This window comes from Haloimpatiens myeolchijeotgali, assembly GCF_042688525.2.
Taxonomy (GTDB): Bacteria; Bacillota; Clostridia; order Clostridiales; family Clostridiaceae; genus Haloimpatiens.
Genome location: NZ_JBHWAB010000001.1, coordinates 2852622 through 2877640, shown reverse-complemented (window position 1 = coordinate 2877640; position 25019 = coordinate 2852622). Strand labels below are relative to the sequence as shown.

21 protein-coding genes are annotated in these 25019 nt (G+C 26.3%); 13 read left to right on the top strand and 8 right to left on the bottom strand.

The genetic code is table 11. The features are described from left to right. Positions 1-46 precede the first annotated feature (46 nt). A complete protein-coding gene (locus ACFIJ5_RS12850; RefSeq protein WP_379807634.1) occupies positions 47-1402 on the top strand; it encodes a TolB family protein in 1356 nt (451 codons plus the stop codon). A gap of 156 nt (positions 1403-1558) precedes the next feature. Here ACFIJ5_RS12850 and dhaL read toward each other — a convergent pair whose 3' ends face one another. The 6 genes from dhaL to ACFIJ5_RS12820 all read right to left on the bottom strand — a co-directional run bounded on the left by dhaL (position 1559) and on the right by ACFIJ5_RS12820 (position 6506). Further along, the gene (gene dhaL / locus ACFIJ5_RS12845) at positions 1559-2200 is read right to left on the bottom strand and encodes a dihydroxyacetone kinase subunit DhaL (RefSeq protein ID WP_379807632.1); all 642 of its coding nucleotides are present in this window, start codon (positions 2198-2200) and stop codon (positions 1559-1561) included. A gap of 31 nt (positions 2201-2231) precedes the next feature. Further along, the gene (locus ACFIJ5_RS12840) at positions 2232-3236 is read right to left on the bottom strand and encodes a dihydroxyacetone kinase subunit DhaK (RefSeq protein ID WP_379807630.1); all 1005 of its coding nucleotides are present in this window, start codon (positions 3234-3236) and stop codon (positions 2232-2234) included. A gap of 55 nt (positions 3237-3291) precedes the next feature. Beyond that, positions 3292-3945 (bottom strand): class II aldolase/adducin family protein, encoded by a 654-nt coding sequence (locus ACFIJ5_RS12835; protein ID WP_379807628.1) that lies wholly within the window; start codon positions 3943-3945, stop codon positions 3292-3294. 169 nt (positions 3946-4114) lie between these two features. Next, positions 4115-5482, bottom strand: coding sequence for a PTS galactitol transporter subunit IIC (locus ACFIJ5_RS12830; protein WP_379807626.1), 1368 nt, complete (start codon positions 5480-5482; stop codon positions 4115-4117). A 219-nt stretch (positions 5483-5701) separates the two neighbouring features. Further along, a complete protein-coding gene (locus ACFIJ5_RS12825; RefSeq protein ID WP_379807624.1) occupies positions 5702-5983 on the bottom strand; it encodes a PTS sugar transporter subunit IIB in 282 nt (93 codons plus the stop codon). A 58-nt stretch (positions 5984-6041) separates the two neighbouring features. Beyond that, the gene (locus tag ACFIJ5_RS12820; RefSeq protein WP_379807622.1) at positions 6042-6506 is read right to left on the bottom strand and encodes a PTS sugar transporter subunit IIA; all 465 of its coding nucleotides are present in this window, start codon (positions 6504-6506) and stop codon (positions 6042-6044) included. A 382-nt stretch (positions 6507-6888) separates the two neighbouring features. Between ACFIJ5_RS12820 and ACFIJ5_RS12815 the strand changes: the two genes are divergently transcribed. The 6 genes from ACFIJ5_RS12815 (at position 6889) to ACFIJ5_RS12790 (ending at position 15789) form a co-directional block, all read left to right on the top strand. Beyond that, positions 6889-7089 carry a hypothetical protein gene (locus tag ACFIJ5_RS12815; protein WP_379807620.1) on the top strand — a complete coding sequence of 67 codons (201 nt, stop codon included), beginning with the start codon at positions 6889-6891 and terminating at the stop codon, positions 7087-7089. A gap of 40 nt (positions 7090-7129) precedes the next feature. Beyond that, the gene (locus ACFIJ5_RS12810; RefSeq protein WP_379807618.1) at positions 7130-9952 is read left to right on the top strand and encodes a sigma 54-interacting transcriptional regulator; all 2823 of its coding nucleotides are present in this window, start codon (positions 7130-7132) and stop codon (positions 9950-9952) included. A 181-nt stretch (positions 9953-10133) separates the two neighbouring features. Then, positions 10134-10661 (top strand): GNAT family N-acetyltransferase, encoded by a 528-nt coding sequence (locus ACFIJ5_RS12805; RefSeq protein WP_379807616.1) that lies wholly within the window; start codon positions 10134-10136, stop codon positions 10659-10661. Positions 10662-10878: 217 nt separating this feature from the next. Continuing rightward, positions 10879-11877 carry a methyltransferase domain-containing protein gene (locus ACFIJ5_RS12800; RefSeq protein WP_379807614.1) on the top strand — a complete coding sequence of 333 codons (999 nt, stop codon included), beginning with the start codon at positions 10879-10881 and terminating at the stop codon, positions 11875-11877. 125 nt (positions 11878-12002) lie between these two features. Beyond that, positions 12003-14072 carry a helix-turn-helix domain-containing protein gene (locus ACFIJ5_RS12795; protein ID WP_379807612.1) on the top strand — a complete coding sequence of 690 codons (2070 nt, stop codon included), beginning with the start codon at positions 12003-12005 and terminating at the stop codon, positions 14070-14072. A gap of 289 nt (positions 14073-14361) precedes the next feature. Further along, entirely contained in the window at positions 14362-15789 is a 1428-nt protein-coding gene (locus tag ACFIJ5_RS12790) for an MATE family efflux transporter (protein ID WP_379809611.1), read from the top strand. Positions 15790-15930: 141 nt separating this feature from the next. Here ACFIJ5_RS12790 and ACFIJ5_RS12785 read toward each other — a convergent pair whose 3' ends face one another. Together ACFIJ5_RS12785 and ACFIJ5_RS12780 are read right to left on the bottom strand one after the other, a co-directional pair. Then, the gene (locus ACFIJ5_RS12785; protein WP_379807610.1) at positions 15931-17838 is read right to left on the bottom strand and encodes a [Fe-Fe] hydrogenase large subunit C-terminal domain-containing protein; all 1908 of its coding nucleotides are present in this window, start codon (positions 17836-17838) and stop codon (positions 15931-15933) included. 226 nt (positions 17839-18064) lie between these two features. Beyond that, the gene (locus ACFIJ5_RS12780; RefSeq protein ID WP_379807608.1) at positions 18065-18511 is read right to left on the bottom strand and encodes a hypothetical protein; all 447 of its coding nucleotides are present in this window, start codon (positions 18509-18511) and stop codon (positions 18065-18067) included. Between the two features lie 185 nt (positions 18512-18696). Between ACFIJ5_RS12780 and ACFIJ5_RS12775 the strand changes: the two genes are divergently transcribed. From ACFIJ5_RS12775 to ACFIJ5_RS12750, 6 genes are all read left to right on the top strand, one after another. Beyond that, entirely contained in the window at positions 18697-19233 is a 537-nt protein-coding gene (locus ACFIJ5_RS12775) for an O-acetyl-ADP-ribose deacetylase (protein ID WP_379807606.1), read from the top strand. A 146-nt stretch (positions 19234-19379) separates the two neighbouring features. Next, positions 19380-20174 carry a sugar phosphate isomerase/epimerase family protein gene (locus ACFIJ5_RS12770; RefSeq protein ID WP_379807604.1) on the top strand — a complete coding sequence of 265 codons (795 nt, stop codon included), beginning with the start codon at positions 19380-19382 and terminating at the stop codon, positions 20172-20174. Positions 20175-20255: 81 nt separating this feature from the next. Then, positions 20256-21302 (top strand): aldo/keto reductase, encoded by a 1047-nt coding sequence (locus tag ACFIJ5_RS12765; RefSeq protein WP_379807602.1) that lies wholly within the window; start codon positions 20256-20258, stop codon positions 21300-21302. A gap of 117 nt (positions 21303-21419) precedes the next feature. Continuing rightward, on the top strand, positions 21420-22223 hold the full coding sequence (locus ACFIJ5_RS12760) for a hypothetical protein (protein ID WP_379807600.1): 804 nt from the start codon (positions 21420-21422) through the stop codon (positions 22221-22223). A 268-nt stretch (positions 22224-22491) separates the two neighbouring features. Further along, a complete protein-coding gene (locus tag ACFIJ5_RS12755) occupies positions 22492-23337 on the top strand; it encodes a GGDEF domain-containing protein (RefSeq protein ID WP_379807598.1) in 846 nt (281 codons plus the stop codon). Then, positions 23327-24979, top strand: coding sequence for a DUF2334 domain-containing protein (locus tag ACFIJ5_RS12750; protein WP_379807596.1), 1653 nt, complete (start codon positions 23327-23329; stop codon positions 24977-24979). Before ACFIJ5_RS12755 ends, ACFIJ5_RS12750 begins: the two co-directional genes overlap by 11 nt. Positions 24980-25019: the final 40 nt, after the last annotated feature.

Below are 25019 nucleotides of genomic sequence, written 5' to 3'. Positions count from 1 at the left end.
ATATAAAATTGTAAGCATAAGATAATAGAAAGGGTGCGAATAAAAAATGAAAGAAAAATCAAAAATGTTAGGAGTAAAAATTTGTATACCTGTGGTATTAGTAGGATTAACTTTTGGATTAAATTATTTTTCAAAAACTTATGCTAGCAGTTCAGGAGATAATCCGGTGGTGGTTTCTGAAACAGCTATGGAAGATGAAAAAATTGATGATAAACCACTTAAAATAGTTCAAAAATGGGAAAGTAAAAATATTAAAGGTTTAAGTGAAATACTAGGAGTTACATCAGAAAATAAGATTTTAGCTGGAATAGGTTTAGACAAAAATGAATTTTTACAAAAGTACAAAGAAAAGAATTTTCAAAAGATGACAGACAAAGAGATTGATGATACTAATAAAGATCTTTCAGGAAAAGTGTATAGAGTTAATTTAAAAACGTTAGAAAGGATGCCTTTGAAAAATAGTGAAAAAGATATATTAACGAGAACTGTAGGAGCAGGTATTTCTCCAAATGGTAAGAAATTAGACTATGAAGATGGAGATAAACAATGCTTATATGGTTTGGTGAGTGGGAAGACAATTAATTATGCAAAAGGAATGATCGGAAATTGGTCTCAAGATGGAGAATACTTAATTGAAGGTAGGGATGTTTTTCATAGCAATATTAGTGAATCAGAAGAAAAAAAATGTAGAAATAAATTATTTTTATATAATGTAAAAAAAGGTACTACAAAAGAAGTAATTGTTAATCCAGAAGTAGTTAATATAGTGTCCTATGATAGTTTTTATAGTAAAGATGGAAAAAATGTTTACTTTATAGGAGAACAACAAAAGGAAGAAAAAGGTGATTTAAGAAGACAAGGTATATTTAAAGTTAATGTACAAAGTGAAAAAATCGAACCAATAATGTTACTTCCATATGTAGATCGTACAAAGAAAAATTTTAAAGAAAATTGTATGCCAAGTAGTGATTATAGATTTATAGATGAAGGAAAGAAGATAATATTAAATGCAACTATAAATGATGAGGATGGAATATATACATATGATATCGCAAATAAGAAATTTTTTAGAGTGGTATCTACTGTAAAAACAAAAGAAGGAGGTTATTGTGCATCATTTTGGTTATCTCCTGATGGTAGCAAAATAGTTTATATGAATAAAACAGAAGAAAATGCTAACAATACTAAATGGAATTTGTATGTGGCAAAAGTCAATGGACATAGATTAACTAATAGAATTACATTGAATAAAAATATAGAGATAGGTGGTTCATTAGATAAGTCAGTGCAATGGAGTAGTGACAGTAAAAAGATTATTTTCTTTACAACTAATGGCGGTATACAGAGCAAGGGATTTTATTTATCTGATGAAAATCATATAAATATGGTTACATTTAAATAAAGAAATTTTGTAAGCTTAAGGTGGAGTTTTAATTCACATGAAGTTTATTGAAAAAATGTAGTGTGATTTATTTTTATATAAATCACACTACATTTTTTATCATCAAGGAAATTATAAATTTTTTCAAAGAATTCAATGGTTTAAAGTTAAGTAATTTTATCTAAAATTTTCAGCATATTGGTTAATAGCTTTAAAAATAAACATTACTGCAGTGGCTCCGGAGTCAGGTCTTCCTAAAGATTTTTCACCATAATAAGCAGCTCTACCATGAACTGATTTCATGTTTTTAGTTTCTTCGACTCTTAAAGAGGCAGCTTTATAAGCAAGTGCTGCAGCTTCTACTAAAGATTTATTTTCAGAATAGGATTCTTTAAGAGAAATAACAGCAGGATGAAGTGCATCAAGCATAGTTTTTTCTCCAAGTTTAGTGTTACCAATTTCAATTACACCATTTACAGCTGCATCACCCATTTTAACAAAGTCTTCTAATGTTAGGGTAACTTTTCCTTTAACGGATTTACCAGATTTTATAAAACAAGTAGATATTAATGTACCCATTGTAGAAGGAACAACTGAATTCATACACATTCCTAGTTTCATGAGTAAAAGTCCAATATCATCTGTGTTAATATTATCTATTTCATTTGTTAATGTTTGAAAGCCAGTACACATTGTAAGACCTAAATCTCCATCACCCATGGCTGCATCTAATTCTGTTAAATATGTTTTTTCTTCATTCATCACAAGTGTGATTTCTTGTAATATACCTTTTATGTTTTCTTTAACTAAATTTTGCATAAACTCATCCCCTTATATCTGTTATAAAATTTTATTTTAACTGTTGAAAGAATGGAGAATAAGCAGGTGCATCTAGTAATTCTTTTAGCTCATCATCTAATTTTAGTAAAGTGATTGACATTCCAGCCATTTCCATAGAAGTAGCAAATTCACCTAGGTAAGGTCTATAAATAGAAATTCCTAAGTTTTTCAAAATATCATGAGATTTTCTGTAGGCAACATAAAGTTCTTCTTTAGGTGTTGAACCTAAACCATTTATTAAAATAGCAACTTCATCACCATTTACGTATGGTAAATCTTCAACTATTTTATTTAACATTATTTCAACAACTTCATCACATGTTTTTAATTCTGTTCTATTTATTCCTGGCTCACCATGAATCCCCATTCCTATTTCCATTTCATTTTCACCTATTGTAAAAGTTGGTTTTCCAACTTCAGGAACAATACATGGAGTTAAGGCAACCCCCATAGTTCTTGTGTATGAAACAGTTTTTTCAGCAATTTCTTTAACTTTATCTAGTGAATACATTTTTTCTGCAGCAGCTCCTGCAATTTTATAAGCAAAGAAAAGACCTGCAACACCTCTTCTTTTAGATTCACTACCTTTTGGAGCAGAAGCTACATCATCTGTTACCATAACCTCGGAAACTTTAATATCATCCATTTCACAAAGATCAGCTGCCATTCTAAAATTCATGATGTCTCCACCATAGTTTCCATATAGATGAAGTACACCTGCTCCATTGTCTATAGCTTTATCAACTTCATACATACATTCTGCACTTGGGGATGCAAAAACATTTCCAACAGTTACACCGTCAGCTAAACCATAACCAACATAACCAAGAAAAGTTGGAAGGTGACCAGAACCTCCGCCGGTAGCAATTGCAACCTTTCCACTTTTCTTTTCATCTGCTCTTACTATACATCTAAAATTATCATTTGCCATTTTTAAATCATTTGGATGAGCTAAAAGAATACCTTCTATTGTTTCTTTTACGAAATTTTCAGGTTTATTAATTAACTTTTTCATATTAAATTCCCCCAATATTCATATATTTGATAATATTAGTTTGAAATATAGTTTATTATTTGTTTAATTTGATTTCTGAAGGATATGCCCATTTTTGTAATTCTTCTGATGAAAGAGGTTTAGGTTCTTTTCCATTGTTGATAAGAAGAGTACGATAGTAAACTTCTGCAACTTCTTCTACATAGTTTGCATTTAAAAGAGCAGTATCTATGTCATTAGCAATTGTAACGACACCATGGTTTTCTAGTAAACAAGCATTTGAAACTTTTAATGGTTCAATTACACTTTCAGCTAACTTTCTAGTACCAGGTCTTCCATAAGGTGCTACTGGAACTTTACCACCATAAGATACTGCTTCATAAACTATTGGAGGAATTTCTTTTGATAATACAGCAAAAGCAGTGGCAAAATGTGAATGTGTATGAACTACAGCATTAATATCTTCTCTTGTCTTATAAGCTTCAAGATGAAGTAATAACTCACTAGTAGGTCTTACATTTGTTTCTATTTCTATAGCATTTGCATTAATATCTACAACACAAATATCATGATAAGTTAAGTCTTCTCTTGCAACGGCAGAAGGAGTTACAACTATATAACCTGTTTCCTTATCACGTATACTAAAATTACCGGATTTATGTCTACATAAACCACTTTCATCTGCTGCTTTAGCAATTCTTACTACATCTTTCTTTAAGTTTTCTAACATTATCATTACTCCCTTTCTGTATCTATATTATTATATAAAGTTAAACTTTAACTTCAGATGGGTTTGTATCCCATCTGAAGGTTATTGAAGTTATCTAGAGCATGTCCACTCTTAATATTTATTTGTAGAAGCAAAATTTTAGAGTGGACAGTTATGGGATAAAGTATTTTTATACAACACCATTCTTTTTATCAATTTCTGCATCTACCTTTTTCATGTGTTTGTAATACCATACAAATAAAGCAAGATATCCGATTAATACAACTAATCCTAAAATATCACCGTTAATGATATTAGCCCCATGTGCCATTGCCCATCTAAAATCAGGGCTTTCTATACCAAAATAAGCTAATAATTGATTCTTAGGTATGTCAATTGTTCCTACTTTTTTAGCTAAATCTGTCATCAATGGACTAAACTGACTTGATACAATAAGATAAAGAGGTGTAGCCATTATTCCTATTATGATCATTCTTATCAAATCTCCACCAGTAATAATAAGTAGTGGAACTGCAAGACATATGTTAATTATTGAACCTAAAGGTAAAGTGCTACTTAAGCCTAATTTTGCAAGAACAATTGCTAATACTAACTCTACAGGAACCAATACTATAGCTGTTACCCAAATTTCTGATTGTCCAGCTAAGAAAGGCCAATCTAAACCAATATAAAATTTTCTACCTTTAAATCTTTTCTTCATAAGTTCACTCATTGCATCAGCAATTGGAGATAATGCTTGCATGAATAATTTTGCTACCATAGGGAATAGTACTAAAGCAGTTGCTACTTGAATTCCAGTTGTTAAGATTCCTTTGACATCATATCCACCAAATCCAGCAATAAGAGAACCAACGATGAATCCCATTGTACTATTTTCGCCAAATATACCAATCTTTTGTTTCAATTTTGCTGCATCAATTTTAGTTTTTCCTATTCCAGGTATTAAATCTAGTAATTTATTAAATGGTAGTAAAACAGCAGCTGTAAGTGCCATTGGGTGAGAACAAGCTATTCCAGGTATTTTAGTAATTTCATATGTTTGTTTTTGAGTAATATCAGCACTTTTTAATTCAAATACTACTTGTATTGCAGCTACAAGGAAAGCAAGTACTAAACTTCCTGTAACAGCAGAAACGATTACAGCAGTTAATATTTTCCCCCATACATTCCACATATCTACATTTAAACAATCTGTCCAACCTAAAGCTAACATAGCAATATTTATTACTATTTGTAGAGGGAACATTGCTAATGCATAAGGCCATGCCCAAGCAACTGCAGCCCATGGAGACCAACCTACGTCAATTGCATTAAGTTGTATTCCTGTGCTTTTAACGAAAGCATTTGCAGCAGGGCTTATTGAACCAAACATGAAACCTAAAATTACATTCATGCCCACAAAGGCAATACCTAGTGTTAAACCGGCAGTTATGGCTTTTTTTGCTTTCATTCCAATTAATAATCCTAGTGTAATCATTATTATTGGTAAAAAGATTCCTGCACCTAAATCTAAAATATAATGTATAACAGCACTCATTGTATGATTCCTCCTTCAAATAAATATTATTTTTAATTTTGAATAATAAAATTATTTTAAGTATGAAATATTTATAGTATAATTGTGTTGTGTAATTGTTATTGTATTAATTTAGTGTAAATACCTCTCTGTTATTATGTTTGGTTAGGGTAAATATATTAACAGGAGGTATTTTGTTATTATAATCATAATCTATACCTAGTTATAAATGAGCTTACATTAACTATTTAAGTAATTTTTTAATTTTTCAAATTCTTCATCAATACCCATACCAGTTAAGAAAGGTATACCACTTAATGTAGGAATTTTTATTTCTAATCCTTCTGTTGGAACAATAGAAACATAGATATCAGCTTGACCTATAACACTATCTAATGACTTAATATCAACAGCTTCAACATTTGCTTGAATGCCTTCATCCTCACACATTCTAGATATTTTTGATGCAACTGTTTGAGAAGTTGCCACTCCTGAACCACATGCTACGATTATATTTTTCATTTTAAATCCTCCTTTTTGTTTATTTTAAACATATTTATAAAATTTAATTTATGTTAAATTAATTAAGTGCATTTGTTAATAAATTTAAGATTTCTAATACATCATTTGAGTCCTTTATATTAGAGAGCAATTCTTTATTTGAAAATATTGACATGAGATTACTTAATGTAGAAACTTGTTCTTTAGGATTATTTATTGCTAACATGAAAATTAGTTCTGAATTTATATCTTTTTTTCCTAGACCCATTTCTTTAAATGTAATTGGATTTTTTAATTTAGCAAATACTATTGTAGGTTTAATTACATGTATTGCATCAGTATGGGGAATTGCAACATTGGCACCTTCTGTTATTAATCCTGTTGGAAATACTTTTTCTCTTTCTATTACAGCATTCTCAAAAGAAGGTTTTACATAGCTTTTTTCAATTAAAATTGAAGAGAGTTTACTTAGAAGATCAAATTTATCTTTTGCATCAAAGTCTAATAAAATTAATTCTTTATTTATTAGAGAATTGGTTACCATAGTATCACGTCCTTCTTGAATTTTTATTTTGTTGTAAATATATAAAGCAATTTACATGCCAAATAGAGCATATAGTTTTTAAGCATTGATTTTTCAACATTTTTACGTTGTATTATGCACTAAAATTTATTTAATAATTAGTGCATAATGTTTTTATTAAAAAATATGACGAAATTTTAAAGAAATATATGCATTAAAAATGTTTTAAAGAAATTTATAGCAAATATTTTTAGTATCATTAAAAAAATAAAAAAATTCTTAAAACACTGAAATTAAAGATTTTTCTTAACAATGAATAGACATATGTAAAAATATAACATTGAAATTGAAATATTTTTAATATAATCTATAAGAAAATAATATAATTTGAAGGGGTGTTAATATGAAACCAAGTGTTTGGTATATATTAGTGGCATCGACAACTATACTTTTAATAATAGCTTTTTTTACAAAAAATATATATTTTGGTGTAGCATGTTTTGTAATGGCAATGTATCTTGATAAGTTTAAAGGAGATATTCCTCTTCCAAAGGCTTTTGAAAAATTAAAAGTTGTGCATATGAATGAAGATAAAAAGAAATAGAAAGTACACTAACTTAAGACAAAGATAGGTGGTGAGTTTAGTGACAAAAAAAGAAAGTATTTATTTGTATATTAGAGATAATGTATCATTAGAAAACATTAAAGAAAGTATAAAAAAATATGATACAGTAGGTGTAGATGCTTTTGAAATTCAAGATAAGCTTAATATAGTAAGAAATAATGCAAGCACATTATTAAATGAATTATGGAGATCAGGGAAATTAATAAAAATTGTAAGTAGACCTGTTAGGTTTATTCCAAGTGAAATTATTAACGAAAACGTTTTTAAAGATATATGTCAAAACTGGAAAACAGAATTTACACTTAATGAGTTAAAAGAACTTATTAGAGAATGGGAATTAATGAAGGAAAGTAAAAAAGAGGATCCATTTAAATCATTGATAGGTAGTAATAATAGTTTGTTAAATCCAATTGGGCAAGCAAAAGCAGCTATTATGTATCCACCTAATGGTTTGCATACTTTAATATTAGGTAAAAGTGGAGTAGGTAAAACTACTTTTGCTAATACAATGTATGAATTTGCAAGAAGAAGTAAAGGATTGTCAAATAAAGAGTTACCATTTATATCATTTAATTGTTCAGATTATTTTAATAATCCACAATTATTATTATCGCAACTTTTTGGATCTGTTAAAGGAGCTTTTACAGGAGCTGATTCAGATAAAAGAGGATTGGTAGAAGAAGCTAATGGTGGTATTCTTTTTTTAGATGAAGTGCATAGACTTCCACCTGATGGTCAGGAAATGTTATTTTTTCTTATAGACAAAGGTGAATATCATAGATTAGGTGAAACAGGAAAAACTAGAAAAAGTAATGTATTGATTATAGCAGCAACTACTGAAGATCCCAATGATGTTTTGTTGACAACTTTTTTAAGAAGGATTCCAGTAATAATAAAATTACCATGTTTTGAAGAAAAAGATATTGGTGAGAGAGTAGAAATAATAGAAAATTTATTTTATAATGAGGCTGTAAAATTAAAAATACCTATAAGTATATCACCAGAAGTATTAAAAGCTTTATCAATATATGAGTTTGCAGGTAATATAGGTGAATTAAGTTCAGAAATTAAACTTTTATGTGCGAAAGCATTTTTACAACATATACAAAATAATCAAAATATTCAAAAACTAAAAGTGGAATTTCAAATGTTAAAAAAAGAAATCAGAGAAAATATTTTTAAAGAAAATAAAATCCAAGGAAATGTAAAAGAATTTTTAGATATTTTTAATGAGGAAATCATTATTTCACCATCTAATACAGATAAAAATTATTCTAAATCCCTCAATGAAAACATATATGATGATTTACTTGCAAAGGTAGAAGAATTAAAAAATAAAGGATTAGATGAAAAACAAATTGATATACAAATTAATGAAGTAATAGAGAATTACTTTAAAAAAGTTATAAATAAATTAAATTTTGATAGTTTAAATATTAGACAATTATATAAAATAATTGATAAGAAAATTGTTGATAGTTCTATAGAATTAATTAATTATGCTTCTCAAAAATTAAATACAAAATTTAGCAGTAAACTAGTATTTGGATTTGCATTTCATATTCAATCACTTATTAAAAGATTAAAACAAGAAAAACCAATTAAAAATCCAAATTTAATTAAAATAAAAAAGATATATCCAGAAGAATATGAGGTAGCACAAGCATTAATAGTACAATTGAATAGTAAATTTAATGTTGAGATACCTGAAGATGAAAAAGGTTTTTTAGCAATTTTATTAGCTAATAATAAAGACGAAAAAGAAAGTGAATCTAAAATAGGAATTTTTGTAATATGTCATGGAGAAAGTACTGCTTCAAGTATGGCTAATGTTGCAAATTCATTGTTAAATTTTAATTTTGTTAAGGCTATAGATATGCCTTTAGATTCTGAAATTGCAGAAATATATAATAAAGTACTTGCAACAGTAGTGGCTTTGGATAAAGGCAAAGGAGTACTACTTTTAGTAGATATGGGCTCTTTGGTGGATTTTGGAGATAGAATCATGAATGAAACAGGTATAAAGGTAAGGACCATAGATAATGTATCTACGTTATTAGTTTTAGAATCTCTTAGAAGAGTTATGTATAAGAAAGAAGGATTAAATACAATATACAAATCTTTAATAAAAAAAGAAGTTTCAAATTCTAATGTTGTTGTAAGTAAAAAAAGAGCAATAATAACAGTGTGCGTTACAGGTCAAGGTGCAAGTATGATGGCTAAAAATATTTTATTTAATATACTTAGTGATTCATTTAATAATTCAGATATAGAAATTATTCCACTAGATTATGTTACTGCTGAAAATGATTCTGAGGAATTTCAAAAATTAAATGAAGAGTATGATATCATTGCTTGTGTTGGAAGCTTAAAACCTAAGATTGATATACCATATTTCCCAATAAATCAACTTTTAAATGACAAGTTTAAAGATAAATTTATTAAGTTCCTAGAAATTAGTGTATCTAAGAATAGAAATTATGATGAAGATGAAACTAAAAAAAGTGTATACGACATATCAAGAGAGATGTTAGAACAGTATGTTAAATGTATAAATCCAAGGTTTGCAGTGGCTTATATAAAGAAGTTCATCGACGAGCTAAATTTATCCTATAATAATGATGAAAGTAGCTTAATAGATTTAATAGTTCATTTAGGGTGCATGTTGGATAGATGTATACACAAAGATATTGTAAAATTTGATAATGTGAATCAATTCATAGCAAATAATAAAATACAGTTTTTAAAGATAAGAAAAGCTGCTGAAATTTTAGAAAAGGCTTATAGAATAAAAATAGTAGATGATGAAATTTGTTATATCATAAAAGTGTTAAAAAAATAAAGCAACATGATAAACTAAGCCAGAAAATAGGGACGGTTCATTATTTTTTATTTAGTTGAAAGTAAAAATAATGAATCGTCTTAAATTTTTTATATTCGTTTTTGTCTTTTCTATATTTTTGAAATAGTATTACTATAGTGGTAAAATAAGAATAAAAAACATGTTCTTAGAGGTGTGTATTATGAGTAGTAATGCTAAATATTTTAAAAGTCAAGGTAATTTAATTTATATAAAACAGCCAGAATTTTGTGAATTATTTTATGTTAAAAAATTGTGGTCTGATAAAGAAACTATGAATGATGTAGGCGGACCAATAGATTTTCCTGAAAAGAGATGGGAATGTTGGTATAAGAGAATGGTTAGACCAGGCGATGGTAAAAATTTTTACTGCTTGATCTACAATAATGAAAATAAAGTTGTAGGTGAGGTGAGTTTTCATAGGTATGATGAAGAAAATAAAGTTGCTGAGTTTAATGTAAAAATAGAAAGTAAATACAGGGGAAGAGGTTATGGTAAAGAAGCTATAAAACTAGTACTTAACTATTATTTTTATGAATTTGGTGGACAAGTTATGATGGATGAAGTAATAAATGAAAATGGGATACAGACTTTAAAGAAATTTGGGTTTGAAGTTGTTTCCCAAACTGAAAATAGTACTGTTTTTAGAATGACGAAAAAGAGGTTTAACGATAGGTTAAAAGCACATTGATTTAAATTATTAATTCAACTTTCGCAGATGAAAAATAGCCGCTACGGTAAATGATATCTTGCTTAGAAACTATTCACTTCAGTAACAAGTTCAAATGTTTCTTACGCAATATATCATTTTTCTTCGCTAGGCAGTATTTTTGTCCTGCGAAAGTTGAGTTATTAAAAAATATAAGAATAGTAATTAGATTAAGAATGATACAAAAAGGGGGATTATGATGCATAAATATTTGATGGACATGCTAGAATGTCCGGAGTGTCATGGGGATTTAAAATGGAATATTAAAAAAGAAACAAGTAACCGTATTGAAGAAGGAGAAGCCATTTGTAAAGTGTGTGGTGCAAAATATCCTATTAAACAAGATATTGGTATATTTTTAACATCACAATTATCACGTAATGATTTATGGGAAGAAAGTAACAATCAGTTAGTACAATACTTTAAAGAGCATCCCGAAATTAAAGATAAACTTATGAGTACTTCTATACAAGAATTATCTCCAGCAGATAAGTTTTTTAGAGCATTATTATTAGAAGAAGAGGGTCAACTAAGTGAAGCTAAAGAGATATTTAAAATTGCGGAAAGTGAGATATATACTAGTGAATATATAGAGTGTTGGAATAAACAAGAAGAATATATTTCTCAAAAATTAAAATCTTCAAAGGAACCTATAATAGATTTAGCTTCTGGTCGTTGTTATTTTGTTGAAAAATTAGCAAAACAAACAGAAGCGTTTATTGTTGCTACAGATTTTAGTCCTAGAATATTGCTTCGTAATCGTATATGGCTAAAATATTTAGGAGTATATGATAAGATTAGTTTACTTGCCTTTGATGCACGGATGACACCATTTAAAGATAATTCAATAAAGGTATTAACATCAAATGTTGGATTAATGAATATTGAAGAGCCTAAAAATTTATTAAAAGAGTTAAGAAGAGTTGTTGGTGGTAAATTTATGGCTATTAATGCTTTTTATCCTGAATCAGATAAAATTAATGGAGATAAAATTCATAAGTTAGGATTTGATACATTTTTATTCTATTCTGTAATGATGGATAAATTTAAGGAAGCAGGTTGGGAAGTACAAGTGGTAAATCAATGTTCATCAAAATCTAGTCCAACTCCAACTGGGAAAATATTAGAGGGAGCTTCAATAGATGGACTTCCAGTTGCAGATACATTATTAAAATGGGGAGTAATTGAGGCGAAATAAATATATAAATAAGAGGGACAGTTCATTTTTTTACTTAATTAGAAGTAAAAAAGAGTGAACTGTCCCCAATTTTTATACCGATTTTTTGTTATAATAATAATATAAGAGTAATTAAGGAGATAAATATGAGATTAGAACATGTAAATTATATGCCAGATTTACCAATTGAAATTTCTATGATAAATATACAAGAGTATCCAATTCATTGGCATGATAGTGTGGAGATATTATTTTTATTAGAAGGAAGTATAAGTGTAACTATTGAAACAGGAAAATATGAAGTTCATAAAGGAGAAATAGAGATAATAAATTGTAATGAAGCACACAGTATTAAGTCAATGGATGATAGTAATAAAATATTATTATTGCATATAGATCCTAACTTTTTCGAAAGATATTTTAATGATATAAGAAGTGTATTTTTCTATACAAATTCTTCAGAAGAAGGTGCACAGGAAGAAGAAAAATATTACACTTTAAGAAGATATTTATCTATATTAGCGTGTGAAGTAATACAAAAACAAGATAAGTATGAGGATTATATAGAAGATACTTTAGTAGAACTTTTATATTATCTAATAAATAATTTTCATCAACTTATTTATGAAAAAGGTAGTTTAAAAGAAAATGAAGAGCAATTTGAAAGATATGATAGAATAGTAAGATATATTTATAATAATTATAAAGATAAGATAAGTCTTCAGGATATTGCTAAAAGAGAATACTTAAGTTCTTACTATTTATCACATGAAATAAAAAATACAGTAGGATACAGTTTTAAAGATTTTTTAAATTTAACTAGGGTAGAAGAATCTATAAAATTACTTTTAGATACTGATAAGACCATATCTGAAATATCAGAAGAATTAGGATTTTCCCATAGTAGATATTTCAATAAACATTTTAAAAAACATTATAAATGTACCCCACTTCAATATAGAAAAAAATATAAGAAAGATGAAGAAACATACGAAAAATCAAAAATATTTGAAAAATTAAAAATAAAAGAGAGCTTAGATTATATTTCAGTATATTTAGAGGACTACGATAGATATGATTATGAAGATAGAATAATAAAAGTAGATGTTGATGTATGTTCCCAAGGAAGAGAATTTAAGCATAGTTTCACAGAAACAATAAATTTAGGAAATGCTAAGGAGCTGCTTAAAGATTGCCAAAGAGAATTTGTTACAAGTTTACAAAAAGATATTGAATTTACATATGGCATAATTTATGAAATTTTTTCAGAAGATATGGGAATAGGCAATATTAATAATAAATTTTTAAATTGGTTTGAAGTAAAAAAAGTAATACAATTTTTATTATCAATAAATTTAAGACCATTAATAGTAATAGATGATAGTATACAAAACGATAAGTTAGAATATATTTTAGAAAGTTTTATAAGTTACTTTAGAGAAGAATATGGAGATTACGAACTTTCAAAGTGGCAATTTAGTATAAATATACAATCAGATAAAGAAAATAAAGCTAAAATAGAAAACTTAATTAAAGACTATTTTGAATTAAGCAATTATCAAATTCCAGATTTAAATAATGATTTGTTATATGATACAGGTTATATGATACCCTATATAATACAAAATTCTATAGAAGAAAATAATCTTTATTTTAAGGCGTTTGATAGTTTAGGTTCAAATTTAAATGTAAGTAATGAATTGTTCTTTGGAGATTATGCTCTTATAAATCAACATGGTATAAAGAAGCCTTCTTATTATGCGTATTATTTTTTATCTAGACTTGGAGATATGTTAATAGATGTTGGTGAAGGTTATATAATAACTAAAAGTGGTGATGATATTCAAATATTATTATATAGTTATAGTGATGAGATAAGTAAACTTATTATGTTTGAAAATCTACTTAAAAGAAGAGGAAGTAAAAAGACGGCTGAAAGAACATTTTCGTTAAATATTATGAATATATTTGAGGATTACAAAGTAATTAAGTATGAGATAAATGAAAAAGAAGGGTCAGCATATAATTATTGGATTAAAATGGGGAAACCTAAAAGGCTAGATGAAGATGAAATAGATCTTTTAGAAAATACTTCTTTTCCCAAAATATCTTTTAATTTTGCAAGAAAAAGTACAGTATATAATATAGTTTCTAAAGTACAAGGCTATGGAGCGGTACTTATAATATTAAAAAAAGTACAAAAGCATCTTTATTAAGGTGCTTTTTTGCTTATTCATATAAAAAGGTCTTTTGCAAAATAAGCAATTTTATACTTTAAAATAAGCACTTATGTGAATGTAATGTTCGTTTTTTTGATTTATAATAATAATATGGAAATAAGTATCATAGGAATTTGTGCGGTTTATTTTATGTAATACTTAAAATTAATTAAATTGATTTTGCAAAATAAAAACTGTATAGTAATGATTAATGATAATTTATGGAAAGGTGTGATATTATAAAGCTTCAAAAAAATAAATAATGCGAAAAGGAAAGGTGAAAATTATGGCAGTTAATACATGTGATTCTGCTCGTAAGGATGTAGTTTTTGCCACGGGAAAAGTGAGCAGTGTGTTAATTAAATTTGCCATACCAGCCATAATATCCTTATTCGTTGCAGAGCTTTATAATATGGTAGATACCGTATTTGCAGGTATAGCCATAGGTTCTACAGGAGTGGGAGCATTAACAATATCTTTTCCTATACAAAGATTGATATCATCTTTAGGACTTTTAATAGCTATAGGGGCTTCTACTATGGTTGCTAGAAGTTTAGGAGAAGGTAATGAAAAAAAAGTTTCAACGATAATAACTAATTCATTGTTTATTATGATATTAGTTATATCTATATTAATAATATCTATATATGTTTTTAAAAATTCCATAATAAATGGATTAGGATCAACACATAATATATTTCCACTTGCAGATAAATATATAAGTATAGTAATCTTGGGTGGATTATTTCAATGTTTTACAATAGTTATTGGTTATATTTTGACGGCTTTAGGAAATGCGAGAATTAATCTTATAGCTACATCTATGGGAGCTATTTGTAATGTAATAATTGACTATATTCTTGTAATTGTCTTTTCGCTAGGGATTAGAGGAGCAGCAATTGCTACCGTATCCTCTCAGATTATTTCTAGTATTTATATTTTTTATCATTTTCTAAAGGTCAAAAATGAATTCAATTTATCTTTAAAGTTTAGTTTAAATAAAAAAATAACTTTAACTATAATTGCAGTAGGTTTTTCTACTTTTATTGTGGAAATTTCTGATGCTGTAGTAGCTGTAGTTTTGAATAATTTATTGGTACCCTTTGGGGATAGTGGTATAGTTATAATAGGAGTTATATCAAAAGTATCTATGTTTATGTATATAACAATTATAGGAATAAGTTCTGCTATGCAGCCAATAGTAGCTTTTAATTATGGAGCTAAAAACTTTAAAAGAGTAAAAGATGTTATAAAAAAATGTATTACAGCTGTTTGGATAAGTTCAATAATATTATGGATATTAATGTTGATTTTTTCACCAATCATAATAGGAACATTTATTAAGGATAAGGATATTTTAGTGCAGGCTGTTAAGGCATTTAGAATTGTAATTTGTATATTCCCGTGTATAGGAACTTACTTTGTAGCTATATATTATTATCAAGCTATAGAGGAAGCAAAAATGTCGTTAATACTATCTATATACAGACAAATTTTAATATTTATTCCTTTAGTATTTGTATTAGTTAGATTTTTAGGTATAGTAGGAATATGGATTGCATATCCTGTTTCAGATTTAATTTCTGCATTTACAGGTTTTTATTATATGCACAGAGCTATGAAATCTTATGATAATAAATATAAGGAATATATATTAAAAAAACATGTTAAAAGGTCGTATAGTAATAAGTTAGGTAGTGTTAAAGAATCTTAATGAGAAACATAGAATATTAGGGAGGTTTACAACTTTTTATTTTTAATTACATAAAAAGTTATGAATCTCCCTTATTTTATAATCTATATATTACATGGTATGTAGTATATGCCTTTGTTTTTTAAGTAAGTAAAGAATAGTTTACATAAGTTTATTAGAGGACTCTACAATTTCTTCTCCTTTAGCTGTAATTTCTTCTATAGAAGCAGATATGGTTTGAATAGCTCCACTTATATTGTTCATTTTTGAAGAAAGATCAGTAGATATTTCCACTATTTTATTTATTAAATTAATCATTATAGCTTCGCCTTTTTTAGTAGAATTAGCAGTATCTTTAGATTGATCTGCTAATTTTTTTATTTCATTTGCAACTACAGAAAAACCTTGTCCATCTTCTTTTGCTCTTGCAGCTTCAATAGATGCATTTAAAGAAAGAAGATTTGTCTTATCAGCGATAGTTACAATTTCTAGAGAAGCATTAGAAAAGTTTTTAAGTTCATTTTTCATTTTTTCTACGCTGTTATTTAAAATATTAGATGTATTTACTATTGAATCTAGTTGTTCACAAATATTTTGTATAGCAGAGGAACTTTCTTCATTTCCCTTGGATATTTCATTTATAGAAGCGGTAAGTTGTTTCATATAATTATTTAAAATTTTTGTATGTTTTTCTTTTTCTTCATTTAATTTTTTTATTCTATTAATTGTTTGTTGAATTTCATTATTTTTTTCTTCAAGTTTATTATTTTCTATATCAATTTCTTTTTTTATGTAATAAATACAATTATCTTTTGAATTCATATTATTGTATATAGATTTTGCCATTTCTTTACATGAATTATATCCACAGGCAGAGCAATTTAGATTTCTATCTTCTTGTGTTAATTTTAACATTTCATTAAATATTTCATTATATTTTTCTGGGGACGGTTCATTAATATTTTCTATATTTTGAGATGTATATTTTCTTATGAAATCTTCTAATTTTAAGTTTTTATCGAAATAATTATCTATAGCATGTATTCTTTTTTTGAATAAGGTACTTTTTTCACTTGATTTTTTATCTTTGAGATTAAAAAATTTATATTGTATATCATAAGGATCAATATCTTCCATACAGGCAGTTCCTATATTACATCCGTTTGGACAATTTAATATATCTATAATATTTGGAAGAGTAGAATTGCTTTTTATACGTTTACTATAGTATTCTAAATAAGATTTTATTTTGAATTCACCTTCTACTTGTATTATAGATAAATCATTTTTTCTAGCTTTAATGGTTTCTTTTAATCCTCCAGGCATACTATATAAACATCCTAAGCTGCAGGGTATATTTTCAAATTCAATTTCATTATATTGAGATATATTTATGTTATTTTCAGTTATGTATTTATTTAATTTATTATATGTAACATTGTATTTAACTAAACTATGAGTATTTTTGTCTCTAATTTCTGTAATTTTAGAAATACAAGGAGAGAGAAAAGCTATAGAATCACTAATTTTTTTATATTTTTTTAGATAGATAGCACTACATATCATAGGACTTTGGATAGGTGCAAGATATTTTGTAAGAGCATGTTTGAATTTTACGATATAATTAACTATTACAGGGCAAGGTTGAGAAATCATAGATTGTACATTTTTTTCTTTCATATATTTTAAATAAGCCCATGTAGTAATATCAGCACCAAAGGATACATCATAAATTATATTTGCTCCTAAATGCTTTAAATATCCAAAGAGCCTTTTATACTGTGGAAAATTAACCCTTATAGATGGTGCTGCTATTATACTTATAGATTTTCCTTTTTTTAAGTCTTCAAAAAATCTTTCAGTATCGTCTTCAAAGTCTCTAGCGCCATGTTCACAAATTTTTATACATTTACCACATTCTATACATCTATCTTCATTTATTAAAACTTTTTTATTGTTATTTTTATCTATATATGAAACATTGGCGCCAAATACAGGACATTCTCTTATACATTTATTACATCCTGTGCATTTTTCCTCAATAGTCTTTATAAAAGATTTACTAATCATATGTATCTTCCTTTCGTTTATTTAAAATAAAGTAAATTAATCCATTTAAATTTAAAAAATACTATAAATACCATTATATCAAAAAAACAATAAATTCACATAATATATTATAAAAAACTATATTATGATAAAATAAGTATAGAGTATTAGAAAATTATGAATCAAGGATATAAAGAATAAAAATTAACCTTCAGGTGAAGGTATAAATTTCACCTGAAGGTTAGTTTTATAAACAGTAAAATGAATCAATTTTGTTAAGGTCAAGTCCAAAGTAAACCCATCTAAATCTTGCCCATCGCCAACCAGCGATAGATTTTTTACCTACATAAGTAATATATGCCCAATAAGATCTTCCATTGGTTTGCCATATATATACATATCTATATAAGCAAGGTCTTATAGCACCAGGGTCAACAGCTTTTAGACTAGGGCCTCCTAATTTTTTGTCATCTTTATCAGGGACAAACTTTGGCGGAGGAGTTTTTGGAGGACCATAGTTATTTTGTCTCATCATTTGTGAGCGCATTTGTGCTTGAGCAAACATAGGACAACATTGATAATATGGGCAAAATGGGCGTACTTCATAGTCATCTAAAGTTCTTAATTCTTCATCGCTGTATAGATCGTAATCTTCAAGATCCATGTCATCATCATCGTATCTGTAATAGTACATGTAATCTCTCCTATAAATTTTTACAATTATATAATATGTTAATGAAGGAAAGGTGGTTACTAACAAGTAAAGTTGTAGAGTTAATAGTTTTGAATATGGAAAAAAGGAAAAATATAGATTAAAATATAGATGAAATGATTAAAATATAATGTTTTCACTATATATAATGAAGGGAGAAGAGGGCTATGTATATAAATAAATTAGGTAAAAAAATAGAATTAATTAAAGGAGATATTACAAAATTAGAAGTAGATGCTATAGTAAATGCTGCAAATAGTACTTTATTAGGAGGGGGAGGAGTTGATGGTGCTATACATAGAGCAGGAGGGAATTCTATATTAGAAGAATGTATCAAAATAAGAGAAAAGCAAGGAGAGTGTGAAACAGGGGAAGCAGTAATTACAACAGGTGGTAATCTTCCATGTGAATATGTTATTCATACAGTAGGTCCTATATGGTATGGTGGAGAAAATAATGAAGAGAAACTTTTGAAAAATTGTTATATAAACAGTTTAAAAATAGCATCACAAAATGAAATTAAAGTAATAGCTTTTCCTAATATAAGTACAGGAGTTTATAGATTCCCTAAAAAATTAGCAGCACCAATAGCAATAGAAGCTGTAAAAGAATTTTTAAATAGTGATATCAGTATAGAAAAAGTTATATTTGCTTGTTTTGATGATGAAAATTATGAAATATATCTTGATATGAATTTTCATTAATATGTTAATAGTATATTGTATTATATCATATTTCTAGTGCAAAATTATATTTTACCAAAATAGATTTGATATAATCATTAAGTATGCTAAATATGAAATTGAGATATAAAGCAAATGATTAAAAATTAAAAAACGGAGGAAGTAATATGACATTTAAATTAGGAATGCCTACATTAATTGAGAAAGATAGTATTGAAGAAAATGTTATTTTATGTAATGAGTTAGGACTTGATTTTGTTGAATTGAATATGAACTTACCTTATTGTATGCCAAATTCAAATTCTCCAGAAGAATTATTAAGAATGAAAGAAAAGTATAATATTGAATTTACATTACATTTTCCTGAAGAAATTGATTTTGCATGTTTCTATGAAGAAATAAGACAAGCTAATATTAGCTTATTTCAATACATTGCAACATGGGCTTCAAAATTTGGAGTAGAAAAAATTAATATTCACTTAAATCCAGGAGTGTATTTTACTTTACCGCATAAAAAGATGTTTGTATATGATAAAAATAAGGAATTATTCATGGAGAAATTTAAAGATTCACTATGTAAAATTGTAAAAATTGCATCTCCTTTAGGTATAAAGGTATGTATTGAAAATATGCAAGTACATTCTTTTATTGAAAGTACTTTTAAAGATTTATGTGAAGTATCAGAGGCGCATTTTACATGGGACGTAGGTCATGATGCTGCAGCAGGATATAAAATTGAAAAAATATATTCTAAATATCCACATAAAGTAAGTCATATGCATCTTCATGATTATAATGGCACAAGTGATCATCAAATTTTGTTTGATGGACATATTCCTATAAGAGATAGAATAAAATTTGCAAAAGATAATGATTTAAGTGTTGTACTTGAAACAAAGACTGTAGATGCACTAAAAGAATCAGTAAAAAGGTTGAAAGAAAGTGATAATATTCTGTTTTAATTTTCAAAAGCCTTAAATATTTACACGTTTAAAGTAAATATGTATAAAATAAAGTATATCAATTATTATTAGAGGTTATAAATGAAAATAAAAGAATTTGCAAATTTAAAAGATACAAAAAAATTTTTTCATAAACATAAGTTAAATAAATCAATCATAAGGAAGACTCCATGGTTTTATTCTCTGCCTATAGCAGTAGGAACATATCTAGGTGAAACAAATGAGAAAGTTTCAAAATTGTACAAGGAAGCTATAGAATTTGCATTACAAAATGGTATGAATTTCATTGACTCTGCTATTGTTTATAGGGATATGCTTTCTGAAAGAGATATTGGTAAAGTATTAAAAAAACTCATTAATAAAAAAATTGTAAAAAGATCTGAAATTATTATATCAACAAAAGGAGGAATAATTCCTGGAGATTATGATTTAGGATTAAGTTATGAACAGTACTTAGATGAATTAGTAAAACAAAATATTATAAAAGTTGAAGAATATGAGGAAGTTAAAAGAAGAGAACATACACTATCAAATAAGTTTTTTCAGTTTTGTATAAATAAAAGCAGAGAAAATTTAGGTATTAAAACAATAGATATTCATTATATCCATAACCCAGAAATGTCAAAGGTAGAAATGGAAGAGAGCGAGTTTTATAAAAAAATAGAAAACTTATTTAATTTTTATGAGGATCAAGTTGAAAGAGGTAATATAAGATTTTATGGTATGGCAACTTGGTTTGCATTTTCAAAAAATCCTAGTGACAAAATGTATATTTCATTAGAAAAAATAGTGGATATAGCTAAAATTGTTGCAGGTACAAAAAATCATTTTAAATTTGTACAAATGCCTTATAATATTAAATTTAATGATGCAGTGTCCAAAAAAACTCAACTAGTAGAAGGAAAATTAATGAATGCTGTTGATGCAGCAAATGAGTTAGGTATTTATGTAACAAATAGTGCTTCTCTAGCACAAAGCAAAGAGTATGATAATAAATTAACTCCAGAGGATTTTTTGAGTTATGTAATAAATACAAAAGGAATTTTTTGTTCTATGGTTGGTACAAAAAAAGTGGAACATATTAAAAAAAATTTAAGTATTGTTAAAAATAATAATTATAAATTCTAAAGTATTAGAAGGATTAAATGTAAAATTATAGAAATATTAAATTATAATAGATAGATGGATTCATCTATCTATTATATGTAATGTTTGTGTTCATATTATAAAAGAAAGGGGATACAGATGGGAAGTTACTATGAGTTTGATTTACAATTTCAATTAATGATGGATAGATTTTGTATTCAATTAAAAGATGTTTTAAAAGAAAATATATCATCAATAATTGTGTGTGGTTCTACAGTTTTGGGTGAGTCTGCGTTTGATAAAGAATGCATAGATTTTGTTGTAGTTACTAAGAATGATTTATCAATAGAAGAATGTGATTGTATTTTTCAGTTCCATAGTAATTTAAGAAGAGGAATGCTTGGTAGATTAGGTGCTCAATTACAAGGTGTATATTGTCCAATAAAAATGATAAAAGAACCTAAAAGCTATAAAGGAAAAGGATATTACATAGGAATTGATAAAAAAAAATGGAAACGAATTATATCATCTAATATTACTATGATAGATTATGCTATTATGAAGAAATACGGTAATATATTTTATGGAAAAGATGTAAGAGATGAAATTTATAATCCTAGTTATAAAGAAGTGAAATATGAAATTATATCTCAATTTGAAAATAATATTGATACGTCCCAAAAGTTAATAAGTATTGATTGTTCTATTAATTTATTTTATTTAGGTATTAGAGGGATGTATACTTTTATAAAAAATGACTTTTTATCTAAAAATAGGGCGTGTGCATGGTTTACAACAACTTATCCACAATCAAAATGGGTGCATTTTGTAGAATATACTTCTAAATTTACACATCCTCTTAATAGAAAAAAAATTAAAAATATAAATAATAAGTTCATTATTAATAACACCCCAGCATTTTTACAAGATATATATGAATACCTTTTGAAAAAAAGTATATAAAGTATAAAAACATATTTATATTCAACATAAATAATGGAATAAATTACATTGTAAATATTAAATTTATATAGTATTATATAGAAAATGTCATATCTATAATAAGTAAAGTCAGTTCACTAAAATTATTAAGTTCAGTAATAAATCTGTAACTATCTAAATAATTTTGTTTATTTTCACAAATTTTGCAGCATAATAAAATTAAATAATCCATTAGATAAATATAACCCTAAATTAACTGTAGTATAAAACAAAAGATAAGGAGGAATAAATGAATAAAGTAGCTAGAAATATTGATTTATACTTGATTCTTTTATTTATGGATATATTTTGTGTTAGTAGTTTTTTATATATGAATCTGAAAAAAGAAAATATAATGGATTTTGTAATGTTAGGAGTCTTATTTACAGTGGTGTTAATATCTTATTTTAGAGGTATAATATTTGGATTATTGATTAGCACATTTATTATATTTTCGTATGCTACTTATATGATTTATGTAAGTATGTTTTTAGGAAAAACTATAAGTACTAGTATATATATGTGGATGGTAACTATTCCGTTAAGTGCATTTGTGAGTGGTAGATTATCTTTAAGTATAAATTCTTTACAAAAAATAAATTATGATTTACAAAAGGAATACAAGGAACTAGTAACTATAGATAAAACTACAGGATTAAGTAATATTAAATTATTTTATGAGTATTTAGATAAAGAAATAAGTAAGACTAAAAGGTACAAGAATACTCTTTCCTTAATGGTAATTTACATACAATATTATGAAGAATTAAATAATATATTAGGTAAGAATAAAATGAAAGAAATTTTAAAGGAAGTTAGTAAATGTGTAAAATTTTTTACAAGAAATGAAGATGAAAGATATGTATTAAGTAAAGATAGAATAGCTATAATTATGCCTAATACAGATGTTAAAGGTGCAGAACTTGTAAAAGGTAGAATAAAAAATAGTATAAAAGATATTAATTTAAAAGTAAAAGAAGAAGATAAAAATATAAATTTAGATGTAAAAATAGGAGTATTACAATACAATTCTAATATAAATGGAGCGTTTGAATTTAAACAATTAGTAGAAAAGGAATTAGAATATGATGTATAAAAAAATTGGATTTTTTTTGATTGCTTTTAGTATCATATTTGTAAATTTTAATTATAAAGTGTATGGTGAAAAGATTAAAACTGCAAAAGTATTAATGGTTTATGATAGAGAAAATGTTTTTGGATATCAGGATAATATTGTGAATTGTATAGAAGAACTTTTATATAATTTTAGTTCTAAAGTTGATAAGTTAGATATTGAAGAGTATAACAAAGGATATATAAATAAATATGATTATATATTTGTGTTAGGTATAGAAGGAAAGTTAAACAAAAGTGATTTCATTCAGGATTTATTTAATTTTAAAGGTAAAATATGTTGGATTGGAAAAGGTATCAATTATTTTTTAAATGATAAAAAGTATGAGGTAAGTTATTTTAGAGAGAAAACAGACATTACTGAATTATACTATACAAATAAGAGAGATAAAAAATATTCATATAGTGAAATGAAAAAATTTTTTATAGGTGACAAATGGAATTTTACTACACTAAATATTAAACAAAGTGAAAAAGTAGAAGTATTTTCATATATGAGTGATGGAACAAATTACTATCCTTTTGCATTAAAAAACAAAAATTTGTGGTACATTTCTAGTATTGATGATAATTCCCTATTATTTTATGTTTTCTGCGATTTGTTAAATGATATATTTGATACAAAAATTGAGGATAAAGGTAACGTATTTATAAGGATAGAAGATGTTCATCCCTTTAGAGATACTAATAAATTAAAAGCAATAGCAGATTATTTATATAAAGAAAATATTCCATTTATAATAGCATTAATACCTGCTTATGTAAACAAAGAAACTGGTTATATAAACAATATGTCACAAAACAAAGAGTTTATTAATGCAATTAAATATATGGAAAACAAAGGAGGAACTGTTATATTACATGGTTATATTCATCAAAATAGAAAAGGTACAGTTTCAGGTGAAGGTTTTGAATTTTGGGATGGATATAATGATGCTCCACTTAATGTAAATATAGAGAAATTAGTCTATGACAAAGTTGAAAAAGGTTTAACTGAATGCGTAAAAAATAAGATTTATCCCTTAGGTTTTGAGGCACCTCATTATGCTATAGATGAAAAGGGATATAAAGAATTAAAAAAATATTTTTCTACTTATGTAGGACAATATCAGAGTAGTAATAAAAAATTTACTACTACAGCATTTCCATATGTTCTTCGTAATACAAAATCTTTTAATAAATTAATTCCAGAAAATTTAGGATATATTGATATTGATGATCCTTTAACAATGAATAGAATTAAAGAAAACTTTGAACAAGTTTCTATGGTTAGAGGATATACTGCAGGTTTATTTTTTCACCCTTACTTAGATATAAAATACTTAAAAAGAGCTGTAAATTATTTAAAACAAAATGAAGTTAGGTTCTTAGATTTAAAACAAGAACATAATTGGGTAATGTTAGGAAATATAAAAATATATTCAGATAATGGCAATATTACAGTTGAAGGAATTAGTAATAAGAACAAAGACAGTGTTAAAAAAATCAACTATATATCTAAAATAAATATAATGGTAATAATTATAGTTTCAATCTTTTGTATTACATTTCTAATTATATTTATTAAATTAAAAAGAATAGACAAAAATAAATTTTTAAGGTGATTTTATGGTGAAATTAACATTAATTGATTTTTTATTCATT

Excerpts from the sequence above, each read along its gene's own strand:
- ACFIJ5_RS12830 (WP_379807626.1), bottom strand. The coding sequence starts at position 5,482 with ATGAGTGCTGTTATACATTATATTTTAGATTTAGGTGCAGGAATCTTT.
- ACFIJ5_RS12780 (WP_379807608.1), bottom strand. The coding sequence starts at position 18,511 with ATGTACTATTACAGATACGATGATGATGACATGGATCTTGAAGATTAC.
- ACFIJ5_RS12760 (WP_379807600.1), top strand. The coding sequence starts at position 21,420 with ATGGGAAGTTACTATGAGTTTGATTTACAATTTCAATTAATGATGGAT.
- dhaL (WP_379807632.1), bottom strand. The coding sequence starts at position 2,200 with ATGCAAAATTTAGTTAAAGAAAACATAAAAGGTATATTACAAGAAATC.
- ACFIJ5_RS12775 (WP_379807606.1), top strand. The coding sequence starts at position 18,697 with ATGTATATAAATAAATTAGGTAAAAAAATAGAATTAATTAAAGGAGAT.
- ACFIJ5_RS12790 (WP_379809611.1), top strand. The coding sequence starts at position 14,362 with ATGGCAGTTAATACATGTGATTCTGCTCGTAAGGATGTAGTTTTTGCC.
- ACFIJ5_RS12765 (WP_379807602.1), top strand. The coding sequence starts at position 20,256 with ATGAAAATAAAAGAATTTGCAAATTTAAAAGATACAAAAAAATTTTTT.
- ACFIJ5_RS12820 (WP_379807622.1), bottom strand. The coding sequence starts at position 6,506 with ATGGTAACCAATTCTCTAATAAATAAAGAATTAATTTTATTAGACTTT.
- ACFIJ5_RS12755 (WP_379807598.1), top strand. The coding sequence starts at position 22,492 with ATGAATAAAGTAGCTAGAAATATTGATTTATACTTGATTCTTTTATTT.
- ACFIJ5_RS12805 (WP_379807616.1), top strand. The coding sequence starts at position 10,134 with ATGAGTAGTAATGCTAAATATTTTAAAAGTCAAGGTAATTTAATTTAT.
- ACFIJ5_RS12835 (WP_379807628.1), bottom strand. The coding sequence starts at position 3,945 with ATGTTAGAAAACTTAAAGAAAGATGTAGTAAGAATTGCTAAAGCAGCA.
- ACFIJ5_RS12795 (WP_379807612.1), top strand. The coding sequence starts at position 12,003 with ATGAGATTAGAACATGTAAATTATATGCCAGATTTACCAATTGAAATT.
- ACFIJ5_RS12825 (WP_379807624.1), bottom strand. The coding sequence starts at position 5,983 with ATGAAAAATATAATCGTAGCATGTGGTTCAGGAGTGGCAACTTCTCAA.
- ACFIJ5_RS12770 (WP_379807604.1), top strand. The coding sequence starts at position 19,380 with ATGACATTTAAATTAGGAATGCCTACATTAATTGAGAAAGATAGTATT.
- ACFIJ5_RS12850 (WP_379807634.1), top strand. The coding sequence starts at position 47 with ATGAAAGAAAAATCAAAAATGTTAGGAGTAAAAATTTGTATACCTGTG.
- ACFIJ5_RS12815 (WP_379807620.1), top strand. The coding sequence starts at position 6,889 with ATGAAACCAAGTGTTTGGTATATATTAGTGGCATCGACAACTATACTT.
- ACFIJ5_RS12800 (WP_379807614.1), top strand. The coding sequence starts at position 10,879 with ATGCATAAATATTTGATGGACATGCTAGAATGTCCGGAGTGTCATGGG.
- ACFIJ5_RS12840 (WP_379807630.1), bottom strand. The coding sequence starts at position 3,236 with ATGAAAAAGTTAATTAATAAACCTGAAAATTTCGTAAAAGAAACAATA.
- ACFIJ5_RS12750 (WP_379807596.1), top strand. The coding sequence starts at position 23,327 with ATGATGTATAAAAAAATTGGATTTTTTTTGATTGCTTTTAGTATCATA.
- ACFIJ5_RS12785 (WP_379807610.1), bottom strand. The coding sequence starts at position 17,838 with ATGATTAGTAAATCTTTTATAAAGACTATTGAGGAAAAATGCACAGGA.